This window comes from Stenotrophomonas sp. Y-13, assembly GCF_046267925.1.
GTDB lineage: Bacteria > Pseudomonadota > Gammaproteobacteria > Xanthomonadales > Xanthomonadaceae > Stenotrophomonas > Stenotrophomonas acidaminiphila_A.
The window spans coordinates 2581488-2606047 of record NZ_CP176501.1 but is presented as its reverse complement, the minus strand read 5'-3'; the positions used below and the strand labels follow the sequence as shown (position 1 = coordinate 2606047).

The window sequence follows — 24560 nt, the reverse complement described above, 5'->3', positions numbered from 1 at the left end:
GATTATAGCCGCTCAGGGCGGGGCGCCCGCCTCGCGGGCGAAGCGCAGCTCGCCGTGCGGGCCGGCCATGCGGAACGGGATCGAGGCCAGCGCCAGCCCGGTGTTGGCCTGCACCGCGAAGTGCAGGTGCGGGCCGGTGCTGCGGCCGGTGTTGCCGGAACGGGCCAGCGGCTGCCCCGCCTGGACCGCCTGCCCGGGCCGGACCGCCAGGCTGCCCGCCTGCAGGTGGGCGTAGAGCGCCATGCCGCCGTCGGCGTGCAGGACCCGCACCAGGCACCCGTCGCCGGGCGCATCGTCCACCACCTGCATCACCGTGCCGGCGCGGGCGGCGAGCACCGGCGTGCCTTCGGGCAGGGGAAAGTCGATGGCGTGGCGGTTCTGCGCGTCGCCATGGCTGCGGATGCCGTCGAAGCCCTGGCTGACCCGGACCGGCACCCCGGCGAACGGCAGCAGGTAGAGGTGATCGGCCGGTCGCGCGGACGGGTCGCCGGGAAAGGCGTCGAGCAGCAGCCGGACCCCGTTGCCGGTATCGGCCAGCCACAGCAGGTCGCGCTGTCCGCCCGCCGGCAACAGCACCGGCGCGGTCACCGCGCGGCCATCGGTGCCATCGCGCAGGCGCACCTGCAGCGGGCCGGCCAGCAGGTTGCGTGCCCGTGCTTCGCGGCCGCCGCCGCGGGGCTGCAGGAGCAGCCGTGCGAAGCCGGCTTCGCGGCCCCCGGCGGCCTCCGCCATGGTCGGGGCGGCCAACCCCCAGGCCTGGTGCCAGCGCGGCGCGGGGTCCTGGCCCTGGGCGGGCAGGGCCAACGTGGCGGACAGGAGCAGAACAGGTAGCCGGTGCATGCGCTGGCGCGGGCAGGTGGTGCCGGGATTATGCCGGCATGGTTGCATCGGAAACTCCATCGCTCCATCCGAATAAAGAGATTGACATGCGTCCGGGGGGCTGGCATCGTGTGTCCACCATCGAGACCGGCGGAGGGACAGGCCCTTTGATGCCGGGGCAACCAGCAGGTGCGCAAGCGCCTGTGTTTGGTGCCAAATCCTGCGGGGACCACCGCGTCCGCCGAAAGATGGTTCGATCCGTGCCCTGCACGGCGAACACGGGCCCGCGAAGCTCGATGGCTGCTCCTTACCGGATATCGCCATGCGTTTCGCCACCGCCACCGCCCTCCGTGAACACCCGGCCGCCGCGCCCGACAGCGCAGTGCCCGCCGCAGCCGCCGTGCGCGGTGAAATCGACGTGCGCCTGGCCATGCGCCATGCCGGCGAGCGCACGCTGCGGCTGCGCTACGAGCTGGCCGGCCGTGCCGATGCGCCGGTGGTGCTGGTGGCCGGCGGCATCTCCGCGCATCGCCACATCGCCGCCAACACGGTGTTCGGCGAGAAGGGCTGGGCCGAAGGACTGGTCGGCTGCGGCCGCGCGCTGGACCCGGCGCACCGCCGCCTGCTGGGCCTGGACTTCATCGGCGCCGACGGCGAGCTCGACGTGCCGATCGATACCGCCGACCAGGCCGATGCCGTGGCCCTGCTGCTGGACGCGCTGGGCATCGACCGCCTGCATGGCTGCGTGGGCTACTCCTATGGCGCGCTGGTCGGCCAGCAACTGGCCATCCGCCACCCGCACCGGCTGGGCCGGCTGGTGGCGGTGAGCGGCGCGCATCGCCCGCATCCCTATGCCTCGGCCTGGCGCGCGCTGCAGCGGCGCGCGGTCGCCCTGGGCCAGCTGCAGTGCGCCGAAAGCCACGGGCTGGCGCTGGCGCGGCAGTTCGCGATGCTCAGCTACCGCACCCCGGAAGAGTTCGGCGAGCGCTTCGATGCCCAGCCCGAAGTGGTGAATGGCCGCGTGCGCGTGGCCGCCGAGGATTACCTCGACGCCGCCGGCGCGCAGTACGTGGCGCGCACCCGGGTCAATGCCTACCTGCGCCTGTCCGAATCCATCGACCTGCACCGCATCGAGCCGGCCGCCATCGGCGTACCGACGCTGGTGGTCGCGGTCGAGGGCGACCGCCTGGTGCCGTTGTCCGACCTGGTCACGCTGGTCGAGGGCCTGGGCACGCGCGGCAGCCTGCGCGTGCTGCGTTCGCCCTATGGCCACGACGCCTTCCTGAAAGAGACCGATCGCATCGACGCGATCCTCGCCAACGCCCTACGCCTTCCCGGAGAGAACGCATGAGCCTGTCCACCGCTTCCGATGTTTCCTGTTGCCGCGCCACCGCGGCCGTGCGTGCCGGCATCGATCGCGATACCGCCTATGGCGCGGTGACGCCGCCGCTGGTGCTGTCGTCCAATTTCAGCTTCGACGGCTTCGGCAACAAGCGCCAGTACGACTACACCCGCAGCGGCAACCCGACCCGCGACCTGCTCGGCGAGGCGCTGGCGGAACTGGAGGGCGGCGCCGGCGCGGTGGTCACGTCCACCGGCATGGGCGCGATCAACCTGGTGCTCAATGCGCTGCTGCAGCCGGGCGACAGGCTGGTGGTGCCGCACGACGCCTACGGCGGCAGCTGGCGCCTGTTCAACGCACTGGCGGCCAAGGGCCACTTCGAACTGATCACCGCCGACCTGACCGATCCGCGCGCACTGGCCGAGGCGTTGGCGCAGGCGCCGAAGCTGGTGCTGGTGGAAACCCCGTCCAATCCGCTGCTGCGCATCACCGACCTGCGCTTCGTGATCGATGCCGCGCACAAGGCAGGCGCGCGGGTGGTGGTGGACAACACCTTCCTGTCGCCAGCGCTGCAGAACCCGATCGCCTTCGGCGCCGACCTGGTGCTGCACTCGACCACCAAGTACGTCAATGGCCACAGCGACGTGGTCGGCGGCGCGGTGGTCGCGCGCGATGCCGAGCTGCACCAGCAGCTGGTGTGGTGGGCCAATGCGCTGGGCCTGACCGGCTCGCCGTTCGACGCCTTCCTGACCCTGCGCGGGCTGCGCACGCTCGATGCGCGCCTGCGCGTGCACCAGGAGAACACCCGCGCGCTGGTCGATCTGCTCGCCACCAGCGACGTCGTGGCCAAGGTCTACTACCCGGGGCTGGAATCGCACCCGGGCCACGTGCTGGCCGCGCGCCAGCAGAAGGGCTTCGGCGCGATGCTGTCCTTCGAGCTGGCGCAGTGCGAGGGCGCCGACCCGCACGCGGCGGTGCGCGCCTTCGTCGAAGGCCTGCGCTATTTCACCCTGGCCGAATCGCTGGGCGGCGTGGAGAGCCTGGTCGCGCACCCGGCAACCATGACCCATGCGGCGATGACCGCCGAAGCGCGCGCCAAGGCCGGCATCAGCGACGGCCTGCTGCGCCTGTCGGTCGGCATCGAGGCCAGCGAGGACCTGGTGGCCGACCTGCAGGCGGGACTGCTGCGCGCTGCGCGGGCGCTGGCCGACAGCCGCCGTGAGGCCCTGCGGAAAACGGTGGACGCATGAGCGCGCAGCTGCGTCCGCGCGCAGCACCGGCGCGGCTGGTGCTGCTGGGTACCGGCACGGTCGGTTCGGCGTTCGTGGCCCGCTACCAGGCCCTGCGGCAGCGGCAACTCAGGCTGCCACTGCTGCACGCAGTGGCGAACTCGCGCATCGCGCTGGCCTGCGGCGACGCGCCCGAGGCGGCGTTGTCGCGCGCGCGCGAGGCCACCCGGCAGGCCGGCGCGCTCGCCCATGCCGAGCAAACCGGGCGCCTGCAGGCCGGCGACATCGTGGTCGACGCCACCGCCAGCGAGGAGGTCGCCGCCGAGCACGCGCACTGGCTGGCGCGGGGCATCCACGTGGTTACCGCCAACAAGCTGGGCAATGGCACCACCCTGGCGCGCGCGCGCCAGATCGGTGGCACCGCGGCTGCGGGCAACGCACGCTATGGCGACGCGGCCACCGTCGGCGCCGGCCTGCCGCTGCTGTCCAGCCTGCGCGCGCTGGTGGCCGGCGGCGACCGCATCCATTCCATTGAAGGCGTGCTGTCCGGTTCGCTGGCCTGGCTGTTGCAGCGTTTCGATGGCAGCCAGCCGTTCTCGGCGTGCGTGCGCGAGGCGGCCGCGGCCGGTTACACCGAGCCCGATCCGCGCATCGACCTGTCCGGCGAGGACGTGCGCCGCAAGCTGCTGATCCTGGCGCGTGCGGCCGGGGTGGCGCTGGAGCCGGAACAGGTGGCGGTCGAATCGCTGCTGCCGCCGGCGCTGGCGGCATTGCCGGCCGCGCAGGTCGACGCCGCGCTGGCGCAGCTGGACGCGCCGCTGGCGGCGCGCCTGCAGCAGGCGCGCGGGCAGGGGCTGTCGCTGTGTTTCGTGGCGCGCCTGGACGGGCACGGCGCCAGCGTCGGCCTGCGCGCGTTGCCGGCCGAGCACCCGCTGGCCGGCGGCCGCGGCACCGACAACCGGATGGCGATCCACAGCGACCGCTACCGCGTGCAGCCGCTGCTGATCCAGGGCCCGGGTGCCGGCGCCGAGGTCACCGCCGCCGCGTTGCTGGACGACGTGCTGGGCATCGTCAATCGATGAGCGCGCACGCCCGTTGACGGCCGGTCCGTCGCGGGCCACCGCCGTGGTTGCCGTGGTGCCCCGCGGTGGTGGGGCGGCGTGGCGCATGCGTGCGCTGCGGTGCTGCCGGTAGCGGGCCCGCGCACTGCCGCACCGCATGGTCGGCGGTGGCCTGGACGCTTGTCCGTCTCGCCATGTTGGCCACCGCCGGGCGCGACCCGCCGAGAGGTGGCGCGAACCGGCAGGGCCTCAATGCCGCGCGGCCGCCGCGTGGAGAAGCCGCTCGACCTCGGCGCGGCCGAGGTGCGTGCCATCGCGGTCGACCACGCTGAAGTCCACGCCGTTGTCCCACAACAGTGGCGCGGTGAGCACCGCGATGTCCTCCGACGCGGTCCGCGCCTGCAGGTCGAGCAGGCGCTGGTTGAAGCCGGCGGCCTGCAGCCAGGCGCGGTAGCTGGAGTCGTGTTCGGTGGCGAACTGGTCCTGGTAATGGCATTCCTCGCGGTCCGGCGAGGGCAGGGCATCGCACTGGGCGTTGCGCTGGTGCAGGCCGATCACCGCGTCCGGCTCCATCTGCCGCTGCGCGGCGGCGGCCCACAGCGCCACGCAGATGCTGGCGCAGTAGCCACGCACGCGCACGGTGAGGTTGTTCCGGCGCACGATGCGCGCCGCTTCCAGGCCGGTGACGGCATAGCCGCCGCCGCTGGTGATGTCGATCCGCCGCACCGAGGGCGCCGCGTCCAGCAATGCGCCCAGGTCGCTTGCGAAATTGCGGCCGACGCCGCCCTCCACGCGCAGCGCGGTGCCCTGGTCCTGCAGGGTCATGCGCGCTTCGCCGATATCCGCCAGGGTGGTCGATTTCTCGCCGCGGATGAGCCGCGCCTGCGGGGCGGGCGCCGCGGCGGGGGCTGGCGCCGGCGGGTCCGCGCGGGTGACCGGCGCATCCCCCGCCGCCGGACGCTTGCCGATGAACCAGGCAAGCACCAGCAGCGCGACCGCCGCCAGCGCCAGCCGGGTCAGGGTCAGGCCACCGCCGTTGCGCGGCGCCGACGGCGTTGCCGTACGCGGGCGCCGCGGTGGCGTTGCCCCATCCGGTTGCTGTGCGCCCTGCATCCTTGCCCCGCTGCTGGCTGTCGTTGCGCGATTCTGGTGCGCGTCCGGGCGCCGGCGCAACCCGCCATCGGGCCGGTCGCGGCGTGCGTCCGGGCCCGCGGCGCGGGTCACGCACCGCGAGCGATGTCGATCCTGCCGTCGCTGCCGAACATCTCCAGCAGGCCGTTCTCCACCAGCCACCAGGGATCGCCGGCCAGGGCCGACAGGTCGTCGGGTGGCTGCGCGCCCGGCACCGGCTGGTAGGCGATCCAGCCGTTGCGCCCGGCCATCTTGGCCCGGTACAGCGCGCGGTCGGCGAGGGTGACCAGTTGCTCCCAGCCGAGCAGCCGCGGGTGGCTCGGGAACAGCGGGCACTCGATCAGGCCGACCGAGGCGGTGAGGCGGTGCTGCTGGCCGTTGCCCAGCTCGAAGCTGTGTGCGGCGATGCGCGTGCACAGGCGCTGGCCCAGCCGCCCCAGGCTGCCACGCGGCAGCGGGCGGAACACCAGCAGGAATTCCTCGCCGCCCCAGCGCGCCACGTAGTCGCCGCTGCGCTTGAGTTCGCCGAGCAGCTGGCCCATCTGCTCCAGCACGCGATCGCCGGCGGCGTGGCCATGGGTATCGTTGATCGACTTGAAATGGTCGACGTCGAGCAGCGCGAACACCACCGCCTCGCTGCCGTTGGCATAGCCCTCGTCACGCTCGTAGAACGACAGGTCGGTGGGTATCTGCTGGGACAGGTAGCGCCGGTTGTGCAGGCCGGTGAGCGGGTCGGTGAAGCTGATCGCCTTCAGTTGCGCGTTGGCTGCCTGCAGGTCGCGGGTACGTTCCTGCACCAGGCGCTCCAGCTGCGCGCGCTGGCGCGCATAGCGATGCTGCAGCCCCAGGTAGCCGAGCCAGATCAGCCCCGCCAGCCCGAGCATCGCCAGCAGGCGAAAGGCGAGGGTTTCGTACAGGCGCCGTGGGATCTCCACGGCGACATGCGCGGCGTGCCGCAGCGGTTCGGCCTGGCTGAAGTCGGCGACCTCGAAGGTGTAGTAGCCGGGGGGCAGGCTGGCGTAGCTGGCGCTGCGCGTGGTCGGACTTTCCAGCTCGTGCCATTCCTTCTCGTAGCCGGCCAGCCGGTAGCGCAGCTGCGGGGCGTGCATCGGCTGGAAGTCGGGCAGGCTGAACTCGAAGCGCAGGTCGCGGGCATCGAGCGGCAGCTTGAGCGTGCCCTGGCCGGTGGCCAGGCGCCGGCCCTGGACCTGCACGTGGTCGATGCGGATATTGCGCGGCGCGCTGTCGGTGTCGGTGTCCACATCCACCAGCAGCGCGCCGTCGCGGGTGGGCAGCCACAACTGGCCATCGCGCAGCACCCCGCGGCTGTTGCCGGCGCCGTTGCAGCATTTGTCCTGCTGCCCGCCGGTACGGTCGGTGCCGGAGTTGATGACGATCTGCGCCGCCAGTGCCTGCCGGGGATTGGCCAGCGCCTTGTCCAGCACCGCCAGGGGCAGGCGGTAGACGCCGCGCATGCCGGCGACCCACAGGTCGCCGCCGTTCTGCGCCAGGTGGAAGGCGACATTGGCCGGCAGCTCGCGTTCGCGGTCCAGCCAGTGCCAGCGCTGGCCGTCATGGACGCGCAGGCTCTCGCCATTGCTGGTACCCAGCACCCAGCGCCCGTCGCGGAGTTCGACGAAGGCGGTGACCGGGGTGTCGTCGGACAGCCCGCCGAGCCGGCCGGTCGCCAGGATACGGCCGTCGCGCCATTCGTACAGGCCCTTGTAGGTGCCCAGCAGGATGCGGCCGTCGCGGGTCTCGTAGACCAGCCGGATGCGGGGATCGGCCAGTCCTTCAGGCTCGCCATAGCGGGTCAGCCGCTTCCCGTCCTGCAGCAGGAACAGCCCCCGGGTGGTGGCGAACCAGAGCCGGCCGGCATGGTCGCGGACGATGCCGTTGATCTGCGCATCGCGCAGTGGGGCCAGCGCGGGCGGTTGTTCGAGCCGGCCGCCGCGCAGCACCGCCACGCCGGCGCGGGTGCCGATCCAGGTCTGGTCGCGCTCGGGCAACAGGCTGTATGCCTCCGGGTGCGGCAACTGGCTGCCGGCGACGCGGCTGGAGAAGCGCCCGTTCTGCCACACCGCCACCCCGTTGCTGCTGCCGACCCAGATGCTGCCGTCCGGCGCCGCGGCCACCGACCACAGCAGCGGGTCCTGCAGCCCGTCGGCCTGGCTCAGGCGCCGGGTCCATCCGTTCCAGACCCGGGTCGCGCCCTCGACCATGCTGCCCAGCCACAGGTTGCCGTCGCGATCCTCGTAGATCGCGCGCACGGCGATGGCGCCGGGGGTGTTGTGGATGCGCTCGGGCGGCTGGCCGGCACGCAGCCGTTCCAGGTACTGCGGCGTGGCCACCCACAGGTTGCCGTCGCGGTCGGCATGCATCGCTTCCACGGTCAGGACTTCATGCGGACGCGGGTCCGCCGCCTGCCAGCTGCCGTTGCGCAGGCGGAAGAGGCCGTTGCGGGTGCCGGCCCACAGTTCGCCGCCGGCACGCGCCAGCGTGGTCACTCCGGCGTTGCCGGCCGCCGGCGGCAGCGGCAGCGTGCGCACGCTGCCGCCGGAGACCTGGAACACCCGGCCCTGGCCGCCCGCCCAGATCGCGTCTTCGTCCGCCAGCAGGCTCAGCGCCGGATCGGGCAGTGCCTGCACGCGCCGCAACCTGCCTTCGCGCGGGGTGCAGATGCCTTCCGCGCAACCGGCCAGGAGGCGGCCGTCAACCTTGAGCAGCGCACTGACCGGCGCCGGATGGTCGGCGACGGTGGGCGCGATGGCGTGGAAGCGCTGGTCCTCGAGCAGCAGCAGCCCCTGGGTGGTGCCGATCCACAGGCGGTCGTCGGCCTCGGCCAGCAGTGCCAGGATGTTGTTGCCCAGCTCCGGCGCGTCGCGCTGGGTGTAGCGCACGAAGCGCACGCCATCGAACCGCGCCAGCCCGGTCTGGGTGCCGAACCACAGGTAGCCGGCCGGGTCCTGGGTGATGGCCAGCACGCTGATCTGCGGCAGCCCCTGGTCCACCCCCCAGGTGTCGGTGACGTAATCGCGGAACGGTTTTCCCGTGTCCAGGGCGGCAGCGGGCAGGGAAACCGCCAGCAGGAGCAGCAGCCACAGGCATGCCAACAGTCCGGTGCCGGTTGCCAGCGACCGGCGCGGATGGCGGATGATGAATGGATGGTCGATCGAGATTCCCCCTGAATCCCGGTACTGACGTCAGCCTACATTGAAAACCATAGCGGCCCGGCGCGCATCCACTTGAATGCCCGCCGCCGCATTCAGCATTCGATGACGTTGACCGCCAGTCCGCCGCGGCTGGTTTCCTTGTATTTGTCCTGCATGTCGCGGCCGGTGTCGCGCATGGTCTTGATGACCTTGTCCAGGCTGACCTTGTGCTTGCCGTCGCCGCGCATGGCCATGCGCGCGGCGTTGATCGCCTTGACCGCGCCCATGGCGTTGCGCTCGATGCAGGGGATCTGCACCAGCCCGCCGATCGGGTCGCAGGTCAGGCCCAGGTTGTGTTCCATGCCGATCTCGGCGGCATTCTCGATCTGCCCCGGCTTGCCGCCGAGGGCGGCCATCAGCCCGCCGGCGGCCATCGAACAGGCCACCCCGACTTCGCCCTGGCAGCCGACCTCGGCGCCGGAGATCGAAGCGTTCTCCTTGTACAGGATGCCGATCGCCGCGGCGGTCAGCAGGAAGTCGAACACCCCCTGCTCGTTGCTGCCCGGGCAGAAGCGGTCGTAGTAGTGCAGCACCCCCGGGATGATCCCGGCCGCGCCGTTGGTGGGCGCGGTGACCACGCGGCCGCCGGCGGCGTTCTCCTCGTTGACCGCCAGCGCGTACAGGTTGACCCAGTCCAGGGTGGTCAGCGGGTCGCGCATGGCCGCCTCCGGCCGCGCGGACAGTTCGCGGTACAGCGCCGGGGCGCGGCGGCCCACGTGCAGGCCGCCCGGCAGCGTGCCCTCGGAGCGGATGCCACGCGCCACGCAGGCCTGCATGGCGTCCCAGATTTCGCGCAGGCCGGCGCGGATCTCGTCCTCGCTGCGCCAGCACTTCTCGTTCTCGAACATCAGCGCGGCGATGCTCAGGCCGCTGCGCGCGGCCTGGGCCAACAGCTCGTCGCCGCTCCTGAAAGGATACGGCAGCGGCGTCTGGTCGGGCACGATGCGGTCGTCGGCGGCGTCGTCGGCATTGACCACGAAGCCGCCGCCGACGGAGTAGTAGTCGCGGGTGGCGATGACCGCGTCGTTGGCGTCGAATGCGGTGAAGCGCATGCCGTTGGTGTGGTACGGCAGCTTCTGGCGCTTGTTCAGGGCCAGGTCGCGCTTCTCGTCGAAGGCGATCTCGTGCTGGCCCATCAGGTTGATGCGCCTGGACGAGCGGATGCGCGCCAGCGTGGCCGGGATGATGTCCGGGTCGATCAGGTTGGGCCGGTGGCCTTCCAGCCCGAGCAGCACCGCGGTGTCGGTGCCGTGGCCGCGCCCGGTCAGCGCCAGCGAGCCGAACACCTCGGCGCGGATGCGGGCGACGTCGGCCAGCCGGCCCGGGTCGAGCAGCCAGCGGTGGACGAAGCGTTCGGCCGCGCGCATCGGGCCCACGGTGTGCGAGGAACTCGGGCCGATGCCGATCTTGAACAGGTCGAACGTGCTGACGGACATTGCGTTGTGCGTGCTGCCTGGAGGAATCGCTATTCTACGGGTTCGCCGCTGACGGCCCCGCCCGCAGCGCAGCATCTGACCTGGATGGGGTGTAGGAAATGGGCTTGATCCTGTATCAGCGCGACGATTGCCACCTGTGCGACCAGGCGCTGGAGGTGCTGGCGCAGGCGCGCACGCCGGCGTTCGACAGCGTGTTCATCGACGGTGACGACGCGCTGGAACTGCGCTACGGCACGCGCGTGCCGGTGCTGCGCGATGCCGCGGGCGGTGCCGAGCTGGAATGGCCCTTCGATGCGCAGGGCGTGCGCCGGTGGCTGCGATGAACGCCCGCGCGTGGTCGCCACTGCTTGCCGTGCTGGGCATGGCGGCGGCCACTGCCGGTGCGGCCGACGTGGACCTGGCCAAGGCGCTGCCGGCGGACCGGGAAGGTTTTGCGTGGCAGGGGCGCACGCTGGCGCAGGTGCTGCCGGTGGACGCCATCGAGCGGCTGGTGCTGTTGAAGGCGGTCACCAGCGCGCCGGCCGCGCTGGACATGCGCAACCTGCGGCGCATGCTGCGCGACGCCGCGGCCACACCGCTGCAGGCACCGGCGCCGGGCGAGCGGCAGCCATTGCAGGTCGGGGGCGCGGACACGGTGTGGGAGGCGGTGCTGCTGACCCGCGACGGCGGCGTGTTCGGCCTGGTGGTGCGCCCCGGCCAGGGCGGGCAGGCGCAGCGGCACCGCGCCTGCCTCACCGACGCCGCCGGCCGGCGTGGCTGTTTCGATATCGCCGGCGTCGCCGCCGGCTGAGTCCGGTGCCGGGCGTGCGCGGGCTTACTTCGCGCGCAGCACGACCTTGGTGCTGATCGCGGTTTCGTCCGGGATGGTCTTGGTGTCGGCCCAGTCGCCACCGCCGACGCCGAAGTCCAGGCGCTTGACCGTGGCCTTGCCGGTCAGCACCGGCTGCGCGCCGGGCGTCCAGGTGAAGGTCAGGGTGACCGGCTTGCTGACCCCGCGCAGCTGCAGCGTGCCGTCGGCGGCGAACTGGTTGCCGCCCACGGCGCGGAAGCCGCTTGCGGTGTAGCGCGCCTGCGCGAACTGGGCCACGTTGAAGAAGTCCTTGCCCTGCAGCGTCGAGTCGCGGTCGCTGTTGCCGCTGCGCGCGCCGGCCAGCGGGATGGTGACGTCGAGCTTGCCGGCGGCGGGGTTGGCCGGGTCGAAGCTGAGCTGGGTCTGGAAGCCGGGGAAGGTGCCGGTGAATACCTCGCCGTCGTATTTGGTGGCGAACACCAGGATCGAGCCGGGCGCCTGTTCGTAGTCCGCGGCCATCGCCGGGGCGGTGGCCAGCATGCCGGCCAGGGCAGCCGCCACGGCGGCCGGGGTGGTGAGCTTGATGTTCATGCGGATTCCTTCTGTGGGGTGTCGAGCCAGCCCTGCGGCAGCATGCGCACCAGCGTGGCGTCGCGCTGCTGGAGGTGGTGGTAGAGGGCGGCGCCGGCATGCGCCAGCACCACCAGGATCAGCGCCCAGAAGCCCCATTCGTGCAACGCGTGCGAAAGCTGCGCGGCGCGTTCGTCGGGGGCCACCAGCTTGGGCATTTCCAGCAGCCCGAACAGCTTGAACGGGCGCAGGCCGCTGGCCGAGTCGTACAGCCAGCCCGACAGTGGGATGGCGAACATCATCACGTACAGCAGCCAGTGGGTGGCGCCGGCAATGCGCTCCTGCCAGCCCGGGGTGCCCGGCACCGGCCGCGGGGCGCCGGCGTACAGGCGCCACAGCAGCCGCAACACCACCAGCACCAGCACGGTGATGCCGATCGACTTGTGCGCGGTGTAGACCCAGAAATACTTCGGCGTCTTCGGCAGTTCGCCCATGAGCAGGCCGACGATGCCCAGGGCGAGGATCAACAGGGCGATCAGCCAGTGCAGGCTCTTGCTGACGCTGCCCCAGCGGTCAGGCGTGTTCTTCAGGGTCATGGGCGCGATTCCGGTTGCGGGGAGGATCGGGTGGCGGCGTCGGCCGCGGCCTGTGCGTCGTCGGTGTCCGCCGGCGCGGCTTCGCCGGCCGCGGGCGCCGTGGCGTTGTCGTCGCGCACCGCCTCGGCCTCGATGCGCAGTTCAACGCGGTTGCCGATCACCGTCGGCCAGGCGTCGATGCCGAAGTCCGAACGCTGCAGGGTGGCGGTGGCGGAAAAGCCGGCGGTGCGGCGGAACGGCGGCAGCGGGTGCCGCTTGAGTGCGTTGAGGCGGACGTCGAGCACCACCTCGCGGGTCACGCCGCGCAGGGTCAGCAGGCCATGTACGCGCGCGCTGCGTGCATCCACCGGTTCGATGCGGGTGGAGACGAACCGCGCCTGCGGGTGGCGCTCGCCGTCCAGCAGGTTGCGCGCCAGCGTGGCCTGGTTCCACTTGTCGTTGCCCAGGTCCAGCCGCGCGACCGGAACCACCACGTCGAGGTGGGCACCGGACCAGTCGTCCGGGTCGAAGTCGAGCACGCCCTCGCTGCCGGACACGGTGCCCAGCGCCTGCGAGAATCCGGCATGTTCGACCGCGAACAGCACCCGCGTGTGCACCGGGTCCAGCCGGTAACGGTCGGCGGCCGGCGCCGACAGTGGCAGCAGGCAGGCCAGCAGCAGGGCGAGGCGAGGTGACAAGGGGCGGCTCCGGCGGGGGGTGGTGGATTCTAGGCATATGCCCGTCATGGTTTGTTGCCTGGCGGCGCAATGGATTGTTGCGCGGCGCCGCCGGGCCGCGCCGCTCCGCCGCGGGCCGGGGAGGGTGCCGGGTGTGGTGCCGGGGGCGGTCGTGGCCGGGGCTGCCGGCACGTGCCGGCCGTCGTGCCGCGCGGATGCTATTTTCCCCGCTGACAGGAAGCGCGAACGGGCGGCGGATGGCAACCAGGGGCAGCATCGACACCAGCGGACCGGCACCGGCGTGCGCGGCCGCAGCGGCCATTTGCGGCGGCCCCGCCGCGCACACGGGGGCCGTGCGATGAGGGAGTGGTGGGGTGGGCTGTTGTGCCTGCTGCTGTGCGCCGGGGTGGTGGCGCCGGCCACGGCCGAGGTGCCGGTCACCCCGCAGCCGCGCCGGCTCCGGGTGGCCGATGGGCTGCCGTCGGCCAACATCAATGCGTTCGCCGAGGACCGCCGCGGATACATGTGGCTGGCCAGCCACGACGGACTGGCGCGCTTCGATGGCCGCAACTTCCGCATCTGGCGCGCCGAGGACGGCCTGCGCGACAACCTGATCTGGAGCCTGCACGTGGACGCCGGCAACCGGCTCTGGTTCGGCACCCAGAACGCGGGCCTGGGGATGCTGTCGGCCGATCGCCGCAGCTTCCGCTTCTTCGATCGCGAGACCTATCCGCAGATCGGCAGCAACAGCGTGTGGAGCATCGCCTCCACACCCGATGGCAGCGTCTGGTTCGGCACCCCGAGCGCCGGCCTCCACCGGCTTGCGGTGGACGGCACCATCCAGCGTTTCATGCCCGTCCCCGGGCAGTCCGACAGCCTGCCGTCGGCGTCCATCGCCTACCTGGCGGTCACCGCGGACGGCGTGCTGTGGGTGGGCAGCAAGGGCGGGCTGGCGCGCTGGACCGGCAGTGGCTTCCAGCGCGAAGGCGAGTCGGTACTGCCCTCGCCGCGGATCAACGGCCTCAAGGTCGATGGCGGCCAGCGGCTGTGGATCGCCACCAACGGCGGGGTGGTGGTGCGCCACCGCGACGGGCGTTTCGAGCGCATGCAGTGGCCCGGTTCGGACTACGGCCACGTGCTCAACGTGCTGCAGTACGACAGCGACGGCAATTACTGGCTGGACACGCTGCAGGGCCTGGGCCGCAGCAGGGCCGGCGAGGCGGTGAGCAACGTGCCGCTGTACAGCGCCCAGGAACGCGGCATGGTCAAGCCCAACTGGAGCACCGCCTACGAGGACCGCGACGGCGGCCTGTGGTTCGCCAGCACCAATTCCGGCCTGTGGCACCTGTCGCCGAACTGGCGCCAGTTCTCGGTGCTGGCGCGGCACCTGGACGATCCGTCCTCGCTGCGCAATCCGTATGCGCTGGCGATGGCCGCCTCGGCCTCCGGCGGCATCTGGGTGGTGGGCACCCGCGGTGCGCTGGACCGGCTGGATCCGGCCAGCGGCGCGGTCGAGCACCACCTGCAGCCGGTCGACGGCATCCACTGGCCGCAGTCGGTGGCCGAGGATCCGCAGGGGCGGGTCTGGATCGGCAGCCTGGACACGCTGGTGCGCTACGACCCGCGTGACGGCGCGGTACGCCGCTGGCGGCATGACGATGCGGTGGACGCGGCGATGGTCGGCGACGGCGACATCGTGCGCCTGTGCGATGGCCACGTGTGGATCTATTCCGAGGACGGCGGCATCCAGCGGCGCGATGCCGAGGGCCACGTCACCCTGCACCTGGCGCCGGGCCAGCACGGCCTGCCCCCGGGGGCGCTGCAGGACATGCAATGCGGCCCCGGCGAGCGCCTGTGGCTGTCCGGCGCCACCGGCCTGTCGGCCTGGCAGCCGCAGGCCGGCGCCTTCGCGCCGGTGGCGGGTGGGCCGCAGGTGCCGGCGCATGCCTTCGACGTCGGTGCCGACGGCACGGTGTGGGTGGCGCTGCTCGGGCGGCTGGAGCGTTACCGCTGGGACGGCGGGCAACTGCGCTGGGAGGACGGCATCGGCGTCGAGCAGGGGTTCCCGATGCTGGCCGCCGGCGGGCTGGTCATCGACGGCCGCGGCATTGCCTGGGCGAGCAGTGCGCGTGGCCTGATCCGGGTGGATCCGCAACGGCGCTCGGTGCGCCTGTACGGCGTGCACGACGGGCTGCCCGGGCAGGAGTTCCGGCGCCGCGGGCTGGTGCAGGCGCGCAGCGGCCAGGTGGCCGGCGGCACCCCCGACGGCGTGGTGCTGTTCGATCCGGCGCAGGTCGGCCCGCCGGCGCGGCGGCCGCCGCTGGTGATCGAGCGGATCAGCGTGCATCGCGGCGACCAGCTGTACGACCTGTCCGAGCAGCCGCTGCTGCGGATCAAGGACGGCGACCGCGACCTGCACGTGGTCGCACGCCTGTTGGCGTTCGCCGACTCCACCAACAACCAGTACCGCTTCCGCCTGAGCGGCTACGACCCGGACTGGGTCAATGCCGGCGCCAGCGGCGAGCGCGTGTTCCCGCGCCTGGCGCCGGGCAGCTACACCCTGCAGATCCAGGGCGCGGTGCCCGGCGGCGGCTGGATCGCCGCGCCCGACGTGCGGATCGAGGTCGCCCCGCCGTGGTGGCGCAGCGGCTGGGCGATGGCCGTCTATGCGCTGGCCGCGGCGCTGGCGCTGGGGATCGCGGTGCTGGCCTACCGCGCGCGCCTGCAGCGGCGCAGTGAATGGCAGCTGGCCGAACAGCGGCGCGAACTGGCCGAGCAGGCCTCCTCGGCCAAGACCCGCTTCCTGGCCACCTTCGGGCACGAAGTGCGCACGCCGATGACCGGCGTGCTGGGCATGACCGAGCTGTTGCTGGACACCCCGCTGGACGATACCCAGCGCCGCTATGCCGGTTCGATCCAGCAGGCCGGCGTCCATCTGCTGCAGCTGGTGAACGATTCGCTCGACCTGGCGCGCATCGAGGCCGGCCGGCTGGAGCTGGACAGCCGCCCGTTCGAGCTGGCGCCGCTGCTGGACGAGGTCGCCGCGCTGATCGCGCCGGTGGTGCGCAAGCGTGGGCTGGAGTTCGTGCAGGAGCCGCGGCTGCCGATGCCGGTGCGCGTGACCGGCGATCCGATGCGCCTGCGCCAGATCCTGATGAACCTGCTCGGCAACGCCGCCAAGTTCACCGGGCACGGCCAGGTCGGGCTGGGCGTGGAACTGCTGCCCGCCGGCGCCGGCATCCGCCTGGTGGTCAGCGATACCGGCCCCGGCATCACCGCCGAGCAGCAGGCGCGGCTGTTCCGCCGCTTCGAACAGGCCGAAGGACCGCAGACCGCCTCGCGCTACGGCGGCAGCGGGCTGGGCCTGGCGATCTGCCAGGAACTGGCCGCGGCCATGGGCGGCAGCATCCGCATCGACAGCCGGCTGGGGGCCGGCGCGCGCTTCATCGTCGAACTGCCACTGGCGTGGACGCCGCTGGCCGGCGGCGATGCCGCGGCGGCGCGCGCGCCGGGGCAGGGCCCGGAAGGCAGCCTGTGCATCCTGCTGGTCGAGGACGACCCCACCGTGGCCGATGTCATCGCCGGGTTGCTGCGCGCGCGCGGCCACCAGGTGGTGCATGCGCTGCACGGGCTGGCGGCGCTGGCCGAAGTGGCGGCGTGGCCGTTCGACATCGGCCTGCTCGACCTGGACCTGCCGGCGCTCGACGGCCTCGCATTGGCGGCGCAGCTGCGCGGCCAGGGCCACCGCTTCCCGCTGGTGGCGGTGACCGCGCGTGCCGATGGTGGCGCCGAGCAGCAAGCGCGCGCGGCCGGCTTCGACGGGTTCCTGCGCAAGCCGGTGACCGGCGAGATGCTGGTGGCCGCCATCGCCGCGGCGTGGCGCCCGCGCGACGCGGCACCGGCGCAGGACGCGCCGGCGGCGGCGCCGCCGGACTGACTACTCGACCACTTCCTCGACCGCGCGCGGGTGCGGCCGGTTTTCCGGCAGTTGCCAGAACACCAGGGTCGAGCTGAGCGTGATCACGCCGACGCACACGAACGTGGCGTGCAGCGCGGCGCTGGCGCCATGCCCGGTGAGGTGGGCGCCGAAGGTGGACAGCAGGCTGCCGGCGGTGGCCGCGCCGAAGCCGGTGGCCAGCATCATCACCATCGACAGCAGGCTGTTGCCGCTGCTGGCCTGGCCGGCGTCCAGGTCGCGCAGGGTCACCGTGTTCATTACCGTGAACTGCATCGAGTTGAAGGCGCCGAACAGGGCCAGCTGCAGCAGTTGCAGCGGCAGCGGCTGGCGGCCGCTGACGAACATGAAACTGGCCATCGCCAGGCCCACGCAGACGGTGTTGATCATCAGGATGCGGCGATAGCCGAAACGCTCCACCAGGGTCACCGCCAGGCGTTTGGCGGCCATGCCGGCCAGCGCTACCGGGATCATCATCATGCCCGCCGCCATCGGGCTCATGCCCAGGCCCACCTGCAGCAGCAGCGGGATCAGCAGCGGCATGGCGCCGCTGCCGATGCGCGAGAACAGGTTGCCGAGGATGCCGATGCGGAAGCTGGTGACCCGGAACAACGTCAGCGGGAACAGCGCGTCGCTGCGCCCGGCCGCGTGCAGCCAGTAGCCGGCCAGCGCGGCGATGCCGATCACCGCCAGCAGCAGCACCAGCGCATGCGCCGAGCCGAAGCCGGAGGCGCCATCCAGTGCCAGCGACAGCGCGATCATGCCGAACGCCAGCATCAGGTAGCCGGCCAGGTCGAAGTGATGCCGTTCCTGGCCGTAATGGTCGGGCATGATCCGCAGCGCGGCGAACAGCCCGGCCACGCCGATCGGCAGGTTGATCAGGAAGATCCAGTGCCAGGACGCGGCCTGCACCAGCCAGCCGCCCAGGGTTGGCCCCAGCAACGGGCCGACCAGCGCCGGGATCGCGATGAAACTCATCGCGGACAGGAACTGCTCGCGCGGCACCGAGCGCATCACCGCCAGCCGCCCCACCGGCAGCAGCAGCGCGCCGCCGATGCCCTGCAGTACGCGTGCGGCGACCAGCCAGTGCAGTGTCGGCGACAGCGCGCAGGCCAGCGAGCCCAGGGTGAACAGCACGATCGCCGCCACGAAGGTGCGGCGGGTGCCGACGCGGTCGGCGATCCAGCCCGAGGCCGGGATGAAGCTGGCCACCGCCAGCGCGTAGCTGAACACCACCGACTGCATCTGCAGCGGGCTCTCGCCCAGGCTGCGCGCCATCGCCGGCAGCGCCGTATTGACGATGGTCGAATCCAGCATCTGCATGAAGATCGCCAGCGACACCAGCCACAACAGCGGCTTGTGCGGATCGGCGGCGGGCAGTGGGCTGGAAGGGGGCAGGGACATCAGGCGCACTCGTTGCCAGGGCGGTGCCGGCATTGTCCCGGTTCGCGCGTGCAGGCATCGCGCACGCGCGCCGCCGTGGGCCGGCGCCGCGCGCTGAGCGGGCGTGCCCGGGCCGGCCTGGCCGCGCCCGGGGCGAAGTACTCAGCGGCGGCTGAGGCGGTGCACCGCGTCCACCAGCACCGCCACGTGCTCGGGATTCATGTCCGGCGACATGCCGTGGCCGAGGTTGAACACATGGCCCTCGCGCGAGCCGCCGTTGCCGGCGGCATAGCTGTCCAGCACCTTGCCGGCCTCGCGGGCGATGGCCTCCGGCGAGCCGTACAGCGTGGTCGGGTCCAGGTTGCCCTGCAGCGCCACCTTGCCGGCGGTGGCGCGCGCGGCGTCCTCCAGCGAAATGGTCCAGTCCACGCCCACGCCTTCGGCGCCGGTGGCGGCCAGCTCGGCCACATACTGGCCGGTGCCCTTGCCGAACAGGATCAACGGCGTACGCTGCGCGCCCTGGCCGCGTTCCAGCTCACGGGCGATGCGCGCCAGGTAGGGCAGCGAGAACTCGCGGTACATCGCCGGCGACAGCACCCCGCCCCAGGTGTCAAACACCTGCAGCGCCTGCGCCCCGGCCGCGCGCTGCGCCGCCAGGTAGGCGACGACCGCGTCGGTCACCACCCGCAGCAACTGGTGCAGCGCCGCCGGCGCGTTCAACGCCATCGCCTTGATCCGCGCGTAATCCTTGCTGCCGCCGCCCTCGACCATGTAGCAGGCCAGCGTCCACGGACTGCCGGAGAAGCCGATCAGCGGCACCTTGCCGTCCAGCTCGCGGCGGATCAGCCGCACCGCGTCCATCACGTAGCCCAGCTCGGTCTCCATGTCCGGCACCGCCAGCCGGGCGATGGCCGCCGCGTCGCGCACCGGGTGGTGGAACTTCGGGCCCTCGCCCTCGGCGAAATACAGGCCCAGGCCCATCGCATCGGGCACGGTGAGGATGTCCGAGAACAGGATGGCCGCGTCCAGGTCGAACCGCTGCAGCGGCTGCAGCGTGACCTCGCAGGCGACCTCCGGGTTCTTGGCCATCCCCAGGAAGCTGCCGGCGCGGGCACGGGTGGCGCGGTATTCCGGCAGGTAGCGGCCGGCCTGGCGCATCAGCCAGACGGGCGTGCAGTCCACCGGCTCGCGGCGCAGGGCGCGCAGGAAGCGGTCGTTGCGAAGGGGGCTGGTCACGGAAAACTCCTTGGAACGTGGCCGTTGGGCCGGGGCGGCGCGCACGGCGCCGGGGCCGGTCAGGGGTGCGGCTCGCCGCTGGCGAACACCACCTGGAAACCGCGCTTGATCTGCGCGTCGCGTGCCTTCTCGAAGGCGTGGCGGGCCTCGTCCTGCTGCAGGAACAGCTCGCGGCGCAGCTGCGCGCGGCCGCCGGTCTGGCCGGTCTCGCGCAGCAGCTCCCAGCCGCCGAGCAGGTCCGGCAGCAGCGAAAGCTGCACATAGCGGGGGGATTCGTTGCCGCTGGGCGGCTGCTGCAGGTAGACGCGCATGGCGATGATTGTAGCCGGCCGCGTCGGGGCCGGGTGGCATTGCCCCGGCGCCGGCCGTGGCCTCAGCCGGCGCGCAGTACCGCCAGCACCGCCGCCTCGTCCACGTCCGCCACCACTTCGGCCCGGCCGACGCCGCGCCACAGCACCAGGCGCAGGCGCCCGGCGAGGTTCTTCTTGTCCAGGCGCATGTGCGCGAGCAGGGTCGCGGGGTCGAGCCCGGCCGGGATCGCCACCGGCAGGCCATAGGCCCGCAGCAGGTCGCGCAGCGCGTCCGCGGCGTCGCCGCCGGCCATGCCCAGCGCGGCCGACAGCCGTGCCGCCAGCACCATGCCCACCGCCACCGCCTCGCCGTGGTTGAGGTTGTCGCTGCCCGGCGCGCCATAGCCCTGCGCGGTCTCGATGGCATGGCCGAAGGTGTGGCCGAAGTTGAGCAGGGCGCGCTCGCCCATTTCCAGCGGGTCGCGCGCGACGATCTCGGCCTTGTGCTCGCAGCTGCGGGCGATGGCCTGCGCCAGCGCCGCATCGTCGCCGGCCAGCAGCGCGTCGCGCTCGGCCTGCAGCCATTGGAAGAACAGCGGGTCGCGGATGCAGCCGTACTTGATCACCTCGGCCAGCCCGGCGCGCAGTTCGCGCACGGGCAGGGTGCGCAGCGCGGCGGTGTCGGCGATCACCGCGCGCGGCGGGTGGAACGCGCCCACCAGGTTCTTGCCCTGGGCGATGTCCACCGCGGTCTTGCCGCCGACCGACGAATCCACCATCGACAACAGGGTGGTGGGCAGCTGCACGCAGTCCACGCCGCGCATCCAGCAGGCGGCGGCGAAGCCGGCCAGGTCGCCGACCACGCCACCGCCGAGCGCCAGCACGCAGGCGTCGCGGGTGGCGCCGAGCATGGCCAGCGCGTCGATCGCGCCGCCGAAATGGTGCAGGGTCTTGGACGCCTCGCCGGCGGGAATCAGGTACTCGCCGACCGCCAGGTCCGGGCGCGCCTGGTACAGCGCGGCGCGCACCCGCGCCAGGTACAGCGGCGCCACGGTGGCGTCGCTGACCAGCAGCACGTGGCGGCCGCGGACGGCGCCGGCCAGCAGGTCGCCCGCGCCGAGCAGGCCGGGGCCGATGTGGATCAGGTACGGGCAGTCGCCGCCGACGGCGACGGTGCGGGGGGCATGGCTCATGCGGGGAGTTCCGGGTTCTGCCACTGCGCGGCCAGGCGCACGACCAGGTGCGCGGTGGCCTCGGCGGGGGAATAGGGGTCGGTGTCGACGACCAGGTCGGCGACCTCGCGGTACAGCGGATCGCGCAGCGTGGCCATGGCCTCGAGCACCTGTTCGCGGTCCTCGCGCTGCAGCAGCGGGCGGGTCTTGTCGCGCTGCAGCCGCTGCAGCTGCGCGGCCACGCCCACGCGCAGCCACACCACGAAACCGCGCTGGCGGATCCGCTGGCGGTTGTCGGCATCGAGCACTGCGCCGCCGCCGGTCGAGACCAGCTGCCCGCCGCGTTCCAGCAGCCTGGCCAGCACGCGTTTTTCGTGCGCGCGGAAGCCGGCCTCGCCGACGTTCTCGAAGATGGCCGGGATCGACGAACCCACCTCGTCGACGATGGCCTGGTCGGCATCGACGAACGCCAGCCCGAAACGCTCGGCCAGGCGGCGGCCGATGCAGGTTTTGCCGGCGCCCATGGGGCCGACCAGGATGACGTTGGGGGCGGGATTCATTGCCGTTCGATGCTAGCACCGTGTCGGTGCGTTAACACGGTAGCAGCCAAGCTCGTCGACGCCACGAGTGGTTCGTGGTGCAACCAACGGAGGCGGACATGGCAGTGGCGAAAATCATCGAAGTCAGCGCGTCGTCCAGCGCCAGCGTCGAGGACGCGGTGCGCAGCGGCCTGAAGAAGGTGGCCGAGACGGTCAAGGGCATCCAGGGCGCGTGGATCAACGAGACCAAGGTGGTCACCGATGGCGACGGCAACATCACCGAATGGCGGGTCAACCTGCGGGTGACGTTCCTGGTCCAGTAGGTGCGGGGCTCGCCCCGCACGGTTAATGCATGACGCGTGCGGGGCAAGCGCCGCACCTACGACAAGCGCCGCACCTACGACAAGCGCCGCGCCTACGACATGTGCGGGGCAAGCACCGCACCTACGGCGCGTGGGGCAAGCACCGCGCCTACGGCAGCACCCGGCGCTGCGCATCCAGCGCCACGCTGCGGTCGGCGATGTCCGGCAGGCAGCGCAGCGCCTGCCGGCTGACGCGCTCGTAGAACTGCACGAAGCGCTCGACCTGCGCCCGGTTCATGCCGGTGCGCCCGGGCGCGGCCTGCTGCAGCGCCTGTTCCTGCTGCCAGCGCCAGTTGGGCACCACCGAAAAGCCCGGCGGCTGCAGGAACCACAGCCGGTCGCAACGCTGCCACAGCGCCGGGTAGTCGCGGGCCAGCGCCTGGTTGCACCAGCGCCGCCAGGTGCCGTCCGCATCTGCGTCGCGCTCGAGCGCGTTGAGCGGCGTGCGCAGGGCGTCCTCGGCTTCCGGCGGGGTGCCCAGGAACCAGCCCTCGAACACCAGCAGGTCCAGGTGCTGGACCGGTTGCCACTGCGCCTGCGGCACGCGCTCATCGGCGAGCTTGTCGAAGCGCGGCAGCGCGAACGGCTGGCCGCCGCGGGCCGCGTCCAGGGTTGCCAGCGCCAGCGGCAGGTCGTGGGTGCCCGGGGGGCCGCGCGTGGCCAGCAGCGGATGCACGCGCCCGGCCAGGCGCTGGCGCTGGGCGCGGGTCAGGTAGACGTCGTCGATGGACAGTGCCGCCGCGCGCAACCCGCGCGCCTGCGCCAGCTCCACCACCTGCGCCGCCAGCGTGGACTTGCCGCTGCCCTGCACCCCGCTGATCGCCAGCACCGGCGTGTCGCGGCCGCTGGCCAGCGCCTCGTCCAGCGCCTGTGCGGCCAGGGCCTGCGGGAAGCGGCGTGCGGAGAAGCGGTGCGGAACGGACGACATGGCGCCACAATAGCCCAAACCCGTGCCGTCCGAAGTGGAGCCATGACCGATCTGTACGCAGAAGCGCTTTCGACCTTCGCCGAGTTGTTCGAGGAGGCCAAGGCCAGCAATGAAATCGAGCCCAGCGCGATGACCGTGGCCACGGCCGACGTCGATGGCCGGCCATCGGCGCGCACCGTGCTGCTCAAGGCCTTCGACGAGCGCGGTTTCGTGTTCTACACCCACCTGGACAGCCGCAAGGGCCGCGAGCTGCACGCCAACCGCCAAGCGGCGCTGCTGTTCCTGTGGCGCAGCCTGCGCGAGGCCGGCATCCAGGTGCGGATCGACGGCGACGCGCAGCTGGTGTCCGCGGCCGAGGCCGATGCCTACTTCGCTTCGCGCCCGCGCATGAGCCAGATCGGCGCCTGGGCGTCGATGCAGTCGCAGACGCTGGGCTCGCGCGAGGAGTTCGACGAGCGCCTGCGCAACTTCGAGGCGCGTTTCGAGGGCCGCGACGTACCGCGCCCGGACGGCTGGAGCGGCATCCGCGTGGTCCCGCAGCGCATCGAGTTCTGGTACGGCGCCACCTTCCGCCTGCACGAGCGCTGGTGCTACGAGGCCGATGCCGCCGGTGCCTGGAGCAAGCGGCTGCTGTACCCGTGAGCCGGCTGCGCCTGCACCCGGTCCATCGCATCACCGTGTTCGTGCCGCCGGCGCACCTGCAGGCGCTCAAGCGCGGCATCCTCGCGGTCGACGACCTGGCCGCCGGCGGTTATGCCCACGGCATGTGGGAGTCGGCACCGGGGCGGGAACAGTTCCGCGTGCTGCCCGGTACCGCCAGCGTGGTGGGCGAGGTCGGCGAACTGGTGAGCGAACCCACCGTGCGGCTGGAGTTCTGCCTGCCGCGCGACGTGCCGGGCGACCGCGAACGGTTGCAACGAGTACTCGACCACGGCATCGCCGCGCACCACCCGTGGACCAGCCCGGCGGTGTTCGTCGAGGCGCTGGAGTTCGCCGCGCCATGACCGGGCCACGCCGCATCGTCTGCCTGACCGAGGAGCCGACCGAGACCCTGTACGCGCTGGGCCAGCAGGACCGCATCGTCGGCATCAGCGGCTTCACCGTGCGCCCGCCGCAGGCGCGCCGCGACAAGCCCAAGGTCAGTGCCTTCACCAGCGCCAAGGTGGAGGAGATCCTGGCACTGCGGCCCGACCTGGCGATCGGCTTTTCCGACATCCAGGCCGATATCGCCGCCGAACTGATCCGCCGCGGGGTGGAGGTGTGGATCGCCAACCACCGCAGCGTCGCCGGCATCCTCGATTACATCCGCCGGCTCGGCGCGCTGGTCGGCGTGGCCGTGCGCGCCGATGCCTATGCCGGCGAGCTGCAGCGCGGGCTGGACGCCATCGCCGCGCAGGCGGCGCGGTTGCCGCGGCGGCCGCGGGTCTATGTCGAAGAGTGGGACGAACCGATCATCACCGGCATCCAGTGGGGCGCGGAGCTGGTGGAGATCGCCGGCGGCATCGACGTGTTTCCCGAACTGTCGCGCGAGCCTCTGGCCAGGGCGCGGATCCTCGCCGATGGCGCGCCGGTGATCGCGCGCGACCCGGAGATCATCATCGGCTCGTGGTGCGGCAAGAAGTTCCGCCCCGAGCGGGTGGCCGCGCGCCCGGGCTGGGCGGCGATCCAGGCGGTGCGCGACGGCGAGCTGCACGAGATCAAGTCGCCGCTGATCCTGCAGCCCGGGCCGGCGGCGCTGACCGACGGCGTGCAGGCGATTGCCGCCATCATCCAGCGCTGGGCGCAGCGTCACGCGTAGGTGCGGGGCTTGCCCCGCACGGGCTTTACCGACGGGGCACCAGGCGGGGCAATCC

General features: G+C 72.3%; 23 protein-coding genes and 1 riboswitch. Of the genes, 10 read left to right on the top strand and 13 right to left on the bottom strand.

What is annotated here, in order from left to right:
* Nucleotides 1-12 precede the first annotated feature (12 nt).
* On the bottom strand, nt 13-804 hold the full coding sequence (locus ACJ7VY_RS11865) for a M23 family metallopeptidase (protein WP_409475683.1): 792 nt from the start codon (nt 802-804) through the stop codon (nt 13-15).
* A gap of 150 nt (nt 805-954) precedes the next feature.
* Nucleotides 955-1074, top strand: a riboswitch (SAM riboswitch).
* A 67-nt stretch (nt 1075-1141) separates the two neighbouring features.
* Here ACJ7VY_RS11865 and ACJ7VY_RS11860 point away from each other — a divergent pair.
* From ACJ7VY_RS11860 to ACJ7VY_RS11850, 3 genes are read left to right on the top strand one after another with little or no spacing between them, the layout of a single operon-like run.
* A complete protein-coding gene (locus ACJ7VY_RS11860; RefSeq protein ID WP_313247740.1) occupies nt 1142-2170 on the top strand; it encodes a homoserine O-succinyltransferase in 1029 nt (342 codons plus the stop codon).
* Entirely contained in the window at nt 2167-3411 is a 1245-nt protein-coding gene (locus ACJ7VY_RS11855) for an O-succinylhomoserine (thiol)-lyase (RefSeq protein WP_409475682.1), read from the top strand. The genes ACJ7VY_RS11860 and ACJ7VY_RS11855 overlap by 4 nt, the downstream gene beginning before the upstream one ends.
* The gene (locus ACJ7VY_RS11850) at nt 3408-4472 is read left to right on the top strand and encodes a homoserine dehydrogenase (RefSeq protein ID WP_409475681.1); all 1065 of its coding nucleotides are present in this window, start codon (nt 3408-3410) and stop codon (nt 4470-4472) included. Before ACJ7VY_RS11855 ends, ACJ7VY_RS11850 begins: the two co-directional genes overlap by 4 nt.
* A 228-nt stretch (nt 4473-4700) precedes the next feature.
* Here ACJ7VY_RS11850 and ACJ7VY_RS11845 read toward each other — a convergent pair whose 3' ends face one another.
* The 3 genes from ACJ7VY_RS11845 to ACJ7VY_RS11835 all read right to left on the bottom strand — a co-directional run bounded on the left by ACJ7VY_RS11845 (nt 4701) and on the right by ACJ7VY_RS11835 (nt 10230).
* On the bottom strand, nt 4701-5564 hold the full coding sequence (locus tag ACJ7VY_RS11845) for a hypothetical protein (RefSeq protein ID WP_409475680.1): 864 nt from the start codon (nt 5562-5564) through the stop codon (nt 4701-4703).
* A gap of 107 nt (nt 5565-5671) precedes the next feature.
* Entirely contained in the window at nt 5672-8695 is a 3024-nt protein-coding gene (locus ACJ7VY_RS11840; protein ID WP_409475679.1) for a diguanylate cyclase, read from the bottom strand.
* Nucleotides 8696-8847: 152 nt separating this feature from the next.
* The gene (locus tag ACJ7VY_RS11835) at nt 8848-10230 is read right to left on the bottom strand and encodes an L-serine ammonia-lyase (RefSeq protein ID WP_409475678.1); all 1383 of its coding nucleotides are present in this window, start codon (nt 10228-10230) and stop codon (nt 8848-8850) included.
* 98 nt (nt 10231-10328) lie between these two features.
* On the opposite strand from ACJ7VY_RS11835, the gene ACJ7VY_RS11830 reads away from it, so the two are divergent.
* Nucleotides 10329-10553: a glutaredoxin family protein gene (locus ACJ7VY_RS11830; RefSeq protein WP_409475677.1), complete on the top strand. Its 225-nt coding sequence runs from the start codon at nt 10329-10331 to the stop codon at nt 10551-10553.
* Complete coding sequence (locus tag ACJ7VY_RS11825) at nt 10550-11020, top strand: hypothetical protein (protein WP_409475676.1); 471 nt, start codon at nt 10550-10552, stop codon at nt 11018-11020. Before ACJ7VY_RS11830 ends, ACJ7VY_RS11825 begins: the two co-directional genes overlap by 4 nt.
* A gap of 24 nt (nt 11021-11044) precedes the next feature.
* Here ACJ7VY_RS11825 and ACJ7VY_RS11820 read toward each other — a convergent pair whose 3' ends face one another.
* Genes ACJ7VY_RS11820 through ACJ7VY_RS11810 form a run of 3 tightly spaced genes read right to left on the bottom strand, consistent with a single transcriptional unit; the run spans nt 11045 to nt 12911 of the window.
* Nucleotides 11045-11611 carry a YceI family protein gene (locus ACJ7VY_RS11820; RefSeq protein ID WP_240212154.1) on the bottom strand — a complete coding sequence of 189 codons (567 nt, stop codon included), beginning with the start codon at nt 11609-11611 and terminating at the stop codon, nt 11045-11047.
* Nucleotides 11608-12186, bottom strand: coding sequence for a cytochrome b (locus ACJ7VY_RS11815; protein ID WP_161613501.1), 579 nt, complete (start codon nt 12184-12186; stop codon nt 11608-11610). Before ACJ7VY_RS11815 ends, ACJ7VY_RS11820 begins: the two co-directional genes overlap by 4 nt.
* Complete coding sequence (locus tag ACJ7VY_RS11810) at nt 12183-12911, bottom strand: YceI family protein (protein WP_409475675.1); 729 nt, start codon at nt 12909-12911, stop codon at nt 12183-12185. The genes ACJ7VY_RS11815 and ACJ7VY_RS11810 overlap by 4 nt, the downstream gene beginning before the upstream one ends.
* Nucleotides 12912-13200: 289 nt before the next feature.
* Here ACJ7VY_RS11810 and ACJ7VY_RS11805 point away from each other — a divergent pair, with 289 nt between their 5' ends.
* The gene (locus tag ACJ7VY_RS11805) at nt 13201-16779 is read left to right on the top strand and encodes an ATP-binding protein (protein WP_409475674.1); all 3579 of its coding nucleotides are present in this window, start codon (nt 13201-13203) and stop codon (nt 16777-16779) included.
* Here ACJ7VY_RS11805 and mdtD read toward each other — a convergent pair whose 3' ends face one another.
* The 5 genes from mdtD to ACJ7VY_RS11780 form a co-directional block, all read right to left on the bottom strand.
* Nucleotides 16780-18201: a multidrug transporter subunit MdtD gene (gene mdtD, locus ACJ7VY_RS11800; RefSeq protein WP_409475673.1), complete on the bottom strand. Its 1422-nt coding sequence runs from the start codon at nt 18199-18201 to the stop codon at nt 16780-16782.
* 141 nt (nt 18202-18342) lie between these two features.
* Entirely contained in the window at nt 18343-19416 is a 1074-nt protein-coding gene (gene hemE / locus ACJ7VY_RS11795) for a uroporphyrinogen decarboxylase (protein ID WP_409475672.1), read from the bottom strand.
* A 59-nt stretch (nt 19417-19475) separates the two neighbouring features.
* Nucleotides 19476-19727, bottom strand: coding sequence for a WGR domain-containing protein (locus ACJ7VY_RS11790; protein ID WP_054667062.1), 252 nt, complete (start codon nt 19725-19727; stop codon nt 19476-19478).
* 62 nt (nt 19728-19789) lie between these two features.
* Nucleotides 19790-20899, bottom strand: coding sequence for a 3-dehydroquinate synthase (gene aroB, locus ACJ7VY_RS11785; protein WP_409475671.1), 1110 nt, complete (start codon nt 20897-20899; stop codon nt 19790-19792).
* Nucleotides 20896-21438, bottom strand: coding sequence for a shikimate kinase (locus ACJ7VY_RS11780; protein ID WP_104939305.1), 543 nt, complete (start codon nt 21436-21438; stop codon nt 20896-20898). The genes aroB and ACJ7VY_RS11780 overlap by 4 nt, the downstream gene beginning before the upstream one ends.
* A gap of 98 nt (nt 21439-21536) precedes the next feature.
* On the opposite strand from ACJ7VY_RS11780, the gene ACJ7VY_RS11775 reads away from it, so the two are divergent.
* Nucleotides 21537-21740: a dodecin family protein gene (locus ACJ7VY_RS11775; protein WP_054667057.1), complete on the top strand. Its 204-nt coding sequence runs from the start codon at nt 21537-21539 to the stop codon at nt 21738-21740.
* Between the two features lie 148 nt (nt 21741-21888).
* Here the strand turns inward: ACJ7VY_RS11775 and ACJ7VY_RS11770 are convergent, their stop codons facing one another.
* Nucleotides 21889-22707 (bottom strand): kinase, encoded by an 819-nt coding sequence (locus tag ACJ7VY_RS11770; RefSeq protein ID WP_161613495.1) that lies wholly within the window; start codon nt 22705-22707, stop codon nt 21889-21891.
* A gap of 42 nt (nt 22708-22749) precedes the next feature.
* Here ACJ7VY_RS11770 and pdxH point away from each other — a divergent pair, with 42 nt between their 5' ends.
* The 3 genes from pdxH to ACJ7VY_RS11755 are packed head-to-tail and all read left to right on the top strand — an operon-like array spanning nt 22750 to nt 24505.
* Nucleotides 22750-23349, top strand: coding sequence for a pyridoxamine 5'-phosphate oxidase (gene pdxH, locus ACJ7VY_RS11765; RefSeq protein WP_161613494.1), 600 nt, complete (start codon nt 22750-22752; stop codon nt 23347-23349).
* Nucleotides 23346-23711, top strand: coding sequence for a hypothetical protein (locus ACJ7VY_RS11760; RefSeq protein WP_409475670.1), 366 nt, complete (start codon nt 23346-23348; stop codon nt 23709-23711). The genes pdxH and ACJ7VY_RS11760 overlap by 4 nt, the downstream gene beginning before the upstream one ends.
* Entirely contained in the window at nt 23708-24505 is a 798-nt protein-coding gene (locus ACJ7VY_RS11755; protein ID WP_409475669.1) for a cobalamin-binding protein, read from the top strand. The genes ACJ7VY_RS11760 and ACJ7VY_RS11755 overlap by 4 nt, the downstream gene beginning before the upstream one ends.
* Nucleotides 24506-24560: the final 55 nt, after the last annotated feature.